A 6038-nucleotide genomic window follows, 5' to 3' on the forward strand; every position below is an offset into this window, starting at 1 on the left:
ATCAGAGGTCAGAGGTCATGTGAACCGTGGCAGGCCGTGCGCTCGTCGCGCCTGCCGGACGGTTCTTCCGCGCGCCCTCGGCCGCCCCTGCCCGCAGCAGTGAGCCGTCGCGCATCGCGCCGAGCAGAGCCTTGATGTCGCCGTCCATGGGCCGATCGATGGCGGTGAAGGGGGCGAGTGTGCGGACCAGCTCGTGCACCCGGCGGGTGCGTGGCCCCATCAGTTCGGTCCCGCGCAGATCGACCGCCTGGCAGGCCGCCAGAAGGTGGATCGCGGTGACCTCCCGGGTCAGGTCGACCACGGTGCAGGCGTCCCTCGCCGCGATCGGCGACATGCTCACCTTGTCCTGGTTGTGCGCCCCGGTGGAGCGGGAGAAGACGCCGGCCGGTGTGGAGGTCTTGAGGGCTTCGGCGGTGACGGCCGAGCAGGCCAGCTGCATGCCTTTGAAGCCATGGTGCAGACCCGCTGCCCAGTCGTCCTCACCGAACGGCGCGACCAGGCCGGCCGTCAGACCGTTGTTGAACTTGTCATCGACCAGCAGGGCCAGTTGCCGGTCCAGCAGATCGGCGACGTTCGCCACCGCGACCTTCAACGCGTCCATCGCCAAAGCGAGGTGACCGCCGTAGAAGTTGCCGCCGCTGTGCACCGTACCGGTATCGGTGTCGAAGAGCGGGTTGTCGTTCGATGAGTTGATCTCGGTTTCGATCCAGTGGCGTGCCCAGTCGACAGTGTCCCTCAGCACGCCGATCACGTGCGGTGCGCAGCGGACCGAGTAGCGGTCCTGCACGCTGCGGTTCAGCCGCTGATAGCCCCGCTCGCCCAGGACGGTGCTGAGCCCCACGACTTGGCCGTGTTCCAGAGCCAGTTGTGAACCGGAGAGCAACTCGGTGATGCGACGCGCGCTCGCCACCTGGCCGGGATGCGGCTTGCTCTCGTGCAGGAAGGCCGCGAAGTGGCCGCGGTTGCCCTCGAGGGCCTCGCACGCCAAGGCAGTAGCCGTCTCCGCGAACGCGGCCAGTTCCGCAGCCCGGACGACCGCCAGCGCCGCGAACGCGGCGGAGAACGATGTGCCGTTCACGAGCGCGAGGCTGTCCTTCGCCTCCAGCTCGATCGGGCCCAGCCCGAGTTCGGCCAGCACCTCGGACGCGGGGCGCACCGAGCCCCGGTACAAGATCTCCCCCTCGCCGATCAGGGGTGCGGCCAGGTGTCCCAGGGGGACCAGGTCGCCACTGGCGCCGACAGAACCCCGCTCCGGGACCATGGGGAGCACGTCGTGGCGCAACAGGTCCAGCAGGCGCTCCACGATGAGCGGGCGGACTCCGGAGTTGCCTCGCGCCAGGCAGTTCGCCCTGATCAGCAAGGTCGCACGGCAGATCTCGGGTGTGGCAGGAGGGCCGGTGCCATTGCGCAGGAACCGCATCATGTTGCGCTGCAGTTCAGCGGCTTTGTCGACCGAGATCTGCCGGTCGGCACTGGCACCGAATCCGGTCGTCACACCGTAGACCGGCTGCCCGGTGTCGAGGAGTTCCAGCTTGAGCTGCCTGGACCGCACCATCCGGGCGGCCGCCGTTTCGGCCAGTTCGACCGAGGTGTTCTGCCGCAGGGACACGCGGACGACGTCCTCCGCCGTGAGGCCGTGTCCGTCCAGGACGATGCTCGCGCGGGTCTCCCGCCCCGTGTCCCGATGCTGCACCGACCCCACCAGTCCTGTTGTGCTCACCTGTCTCCAGATCCGTTCTCGCAGATGTCGCAGTGTCGTCGCCCTCGTCCGGCCAGGACTCGGACACGGCTCCCTCAACCTGCGGGCACCGCCGCTCGCTCCCTCAGCCGGTCGAGCAGGATCTTGCGGCGCACCTTGCCCAGTCCGGCGCGGGGAAACTCGGTGACGTGCTCGATTCGGGTGGGCAGGCACAACTCACGGAAGCCCAGCCGGCCCAGGTGGTCGCGTACGTCCCGCAGTTCCAGCCGGGTCGCGGAGATGACAGCGACGCACGGGGTTTCCCGGCCGTCGGCGTGCGGCCAGGGCAGCAGCACCGCGTCGTCGATGTCGGGGTGGGTCAACAGCGCGTTCTCAACATCGGCCACCGGGATCTGCCAGGCGTCGCCGATACGTTCGGCCGCCCGGCCGACGAACCGCAGTCCGCCCGTCCCGTCGGGCGCCACCAGGTCGCCCGTATCCAGCCAGCCGCCGTCAGCGTCCGGGGACCACCTGACCTGCCCGCTGTCACGGCCGACGGTCGCCAGGCACACCGCGGGGCCGCGCACGTGCAGATGGAAGACGTCACTGTGGTGGTGTGCCTGGCCGGCCGGCTCCAGCCGGACCTCTCCCCCGTGTCTCGGCCGACCGAGGCTCCGGCCGGCGTGCTCCGGCGGATCCTCCGCGGCGGTGCACAACAGGGGGCCGCACTCGGTCATGCCCCAGACGTTCCGTACGACGGGACACAGGCTCTCCCGCACGTCCGACAGGGTCACCTGGGGAAGCGGCCCGCCGAAACTGCCGATGGATTCCAGGCCCGACACGTCGCGGGCCCGACGTCGCTGTTCCTCGACGAGGTCCCGGAGCATCCGGGGCGAGGTCCACAGCTCCGTGACCTTCGCTTTCTCGATCAGGTCCAGCCAGGTTTCCGGGGCACGACTGTCACTGAAGAGCGTGGGGACGCCCCGCCAGGTGGCGTGGAGAGCCCTGCGGAACCCCGAGGCGAAGGACATTCCCGAGGTGATGGCCCGGAGCTGCCCGGGGGCTGGAGCCTGCCGCGGTACGGCGTACAGCGTGTTGGGGCTGTGGGCGACCAGTTGGGTCTCGCCGGTGGTGCCGGAGGTCATCAGGAGTGCACACACCTCGTCAGCCTCGAAAGGAACGAGGTCGGACGGCCGCTCGACGGTGGAATGACGGCCGTGGAAGGCGTCGTCGAGACTGACCGCGTTCGTGGCGGCGGCGTCACCGATGACGATCCGGTGCCGCAGGGAAGGCAGCCGGGGCGCCTGCTCCAGAAGCAGCCGCGCCTGCTCGACGCCGTTGTACTCGTCCGCCACCACGCAGGCGACCGCATCGGTGGCCGCCAGCACACGCTCCGTCTCGAAGGAGCCGAACAGCGTGTGCAGGGGGGCCACGATCGCCCCGACCCGCTGGCAAGCGATCATCAGGACGGCGGTTTCCCACCATGCGGGCAGCTGGTAGGCGACCACGTCTCCGCGGCCCACCCCGAGCCGCTGCAAGGCGCCGGCCACAGCGTCCGCGCGAACGTCGAACTCCCGGAACGACAGGGCGATCAGCCTGTTTTCGCGTTCTCGCCAGGTCAGGAGTGCGGTCTCATCGGGCGCTTCCGCGGCGGATTCCCGCAGATCATCCGAGAACGTCGCGTCGCGCCACCAGCCCTGCTCGCGGTAACGGCGGGCAAGCCCGGCCGGCACGACGATGGATTCCCATGCAGTACGCACACGTGCCTCTCAGGTCAGGGTCGGATCTGCCGTTCCGCCGAAGCAGACTGTACACACTCCAAGTAGTCATGTGGCTCCAATCGGTAATCAACGCTTGGCCTGTCAGGACGGAGGAACTCGTCACCGGCCCACGCCGCCGAAGACCCCGATGGGTTCGACCCGGCTCGCCGCCCGCGTGCGCGGCCTCTACTAGCGACCGACGAAGTCGGGCGTGCGTTTCTGGGCGAAAGCGGTGACCGCGGTGTGGAAGTCGGCGCTCTCCAGCAGCGCGGACTGGCCGGCCAGCTCGCGGTCCAGGCTGTCCTCCAGGTCGCCGAGCGTGGCCGCGTTGACCGCCTGTTTGGTCTCGGTGAGGGCCAGCGGCGCGGCCCGGGACAGCCGGGTGGTCAGGTCGTCGAGCGCCGGCCCGAGCTGCTCGGGCTCGACGACCCGATAGACCAGGCCCCACTGTGCGGCGGTCGTGGCGGGCAGCCGTTCGCCGAGCAGGGCCAGGCTCATGGCGCGGGCGCGGCCGATGTTCGCCGGCACCAGCAGGGTCGCGCCACCGTCCGGCATGAGGCCCACGTTGACGAACGCCAGCTGGAAGAACGCCGACGTCGAGGTCAGCACCAGGTCGCAGGCCAGGGCGATCGAGCAGCCCACCCCGGCGGCCGGGCCGTGCACCGCGGCGACCACCGGCCGGGGCACGGCGCGGATGGCGCGGATCACCCGGTTCGCGGCCTCGATCGTGCCGGCCGGCGAGGAGAGGTCGCCGACGGTCAGATCGGCCCCGGAGCTGAAGGCGCGGCCAGCGCCGGAGAGCACCAGCACGCGTACGTCCGGATCGTCGCCGGCCTCGGTGATCAGCTCGGCCAGATCGTCGAGGACGGCCTCGGTGACGGCGTTGAGCACGTGCGGCCGGTTCAGGGTGATGCGCAGGACCGGGCCGTCCCGATGGCAGTCGATGAACGTCATCACGCCACCGCCGTACGGGTGCGCAGCCGGTTCTCGATGATGTCGACCGCCTCGGTGACGATCCGGTCGAGCAGTTCGGCGCAGGTGGGCACGTCGTCGATGAGCCCCTGGGCCATGCCGACCGACCAGATCCCGGCGTCCAGATCGCCGTCCTCGAACACCTTCCGGCCACGGGACCCGGCGACCAGCGGGGCGATGTCCGGGAACGTGCCACCCGCGCGGAGGATCTCGACGACCTCCCGGCTGACCGCGTTGCCGGCGACCCGGGCGGTGTTGCGCAGCTGCCGGAAGATCAGTTCGGTGCCGCGCTCGTCACCGGCCACGATGGCCTTCTTGACGCTGTCGTGGATGGGCGACTCGGCGGTGCACATGAACCGGGTGCCCATGTTGACGCCGTCGGCGCCCAGCGCCAGCGCCGCCACCAGGCCGCGCCCGTCGGCGAACCCGCCGGAGGCGAGCACCGGGATGGCCAGCCGGGCGGTCGCCGCCGGAATCAGCACCAGGCCGGGGATGTCGTCCTCGCCCGGGTGGCCGGCGCACTCGAAACCGTCGATGCTGACCGCGTCCACGCCGACTCTCTCGGCCTTGAGCGCGTGCCGGACGCTCGTGCACTTGTGGATGATCCGCACTCCGTGTTCGCGGAACATCGCCATGTGCGGCTCCGGATTGGACCCGGCCGTCTCCACGATGGTGACGCCGGAGTCGATGATCACGCGACGGTACTCGTCGTACGGCGGTGGGGTGATCGTCGGCAGGATCGTCAGGTTCACGCCGAACGGCTGATCGGTGAGCTTCCGGCAGCGCTCGATCTCGGCGGCCAGGTCCTTCGGGGTGGGCTGGGTCAGCGCGGTGATCATGCCGAGGCCGCCGGCCGAGGAGACCGCCGCGGCCAGTTCGGCCCGGCCGACCCACTGCATGCCGCCCTGCACGATCGGGTGGCGGACGCCGAAGACCTCGGTGAACCGGGTGCTCAGCGGGCCGGTCATCGCGGCGCCATCCGGATCGCGCCATCGAGCCGGATCGTCTCGCCGTTCAGCATCGGGTTGCGCACGATGCCCACGGCCAGGTCGGCGAACTCGGACGGCCGGCCGAGCCGGGCCGGGTGCGGCACCTGTGCGCCGAGCGAGGCGCGGGCCTCGTCGGGCAGGCCGGCCAGCATCGGCGTCTCGAACAGGCCGGGCGCGATGGTGACCACCCGGATCAGCGATGTCGCCAGCTCCCGCGCGATCGGCAGGGTCATCGCCGCGACGCCGCCCTTGGAGGCCGAGTACGCCGCCTGGCCGATCTGCCCCTCGAACGCCGCCACCGACGCGGTGTTCACGATGACGCCACGCTCGCCGTCGGCCGGTTCGGTGGCCGCGATGCGCTCGGCGGCCAACCGGATCACGTTGAAACTGCCGATCAAATTCACTTCGACGGTACGACGGAAGACGTCCAGCGGAAACGGACCGTTCTTGCCGAGGACCCGGGCGGCCGTGCCGATCCCGGCGCAGTTCACCACCACCCGCAGGTCGCCGAGCGACGCGGCGACGTCGAGGGCGGCCGTCACGGATTCCTCGCTGGTGACGTCGCCGGGGCTGAACCGGGCCGTGGGGGCCCGGCGCGCGGCGCCGGGCCGGGCGGCGGGGGGGGGGGCCTCGAACGGC

General features: G+C 70.7%; 5 protein-coding genes. All 5 read right to left on the reverse strand.

The genetic code is table 11. The features are described from left to right. Position 1 precedes the first annotated feature (1 nt). Positions 2-1912, reverse strand: coding sequence for an HAL/PAL/TAL family ammonia-lyase (locus J5X75_RS36375; protein WP_307798491.1), 1911 nt, complete (start codon positions 1910-1912; stop codon positions 2-4). Continuing rightward, entirely contained in the window at positions 1795-3438 is a 1644-nt protein-coding gene (locus tag J5X75_RS36380) for an AMP-binding protein (protein WP_208472145.1), read from the reverse strand. Before J5X75_RS36380 ends, J5X75_RS36375 begins: the two co-directional genes overlap by 118 nt. Positions 3439-3627: 189 nt before the next feature. Next, entirely contained in the window at positions 3628-4392 is a 765-nt protein-coding gene (locus J5X75_RS36385) for an enoyl-CoA hydratase (protein WP_208472146.1), read from the reverse strand. Continuing rightward, a complete protein-coding gene (locus J5X75_RS36390; protein ID WP_208472147.1) occupies positions 4392-5378 on the reverse strand; it encodes an NAD(P)H-dependent flavin oxidoreductase in 987 nt (328 codons plus the stop codon). Before J5X75_RS36390 ends, J5X75_RS36385 begins: the two co-directional genes overlap by 1 nt. Further along, on the reverse strand, positions 5375-6038 hold a 664-nt coding region (locus tag J5X75_RS36395; protein WP_208472148.1), incomplete at its 5' end, for an SDR family NAD(P)-dependent oxidoreductase. The genes J5X75_RS36395 and J5X75_RS36390, both read right to left, overlap by 4 nt.

It is taken from the genome of Actinoplanes flavus (assembly GCF_017592555.1).
In the GTDB taxonomy this organism is placed as follows: Bacteria; Actinomycetota; Actinomycetes; order Mycobacteriales; family Micromonosporaceae; genus Actinoplanes; species Actinoplanes flavus.

Coding starts and splice junctions, on each gene's coding strand:
- J5X75_RS36390 (WP_208472147.1), bottom strand. CDS start 5,378: ATGACCGGCCCGCTGAGCACCCGGTTCACCGAGGTCTTCGGCGTCCGC.
- J5X75_RS36385 (WP_208472146.1), bottom strand. CDS start 4,392: ATGACGTTCATCGACTGCCATCGGGACGGCCCGGTCCTGCGCATCACC.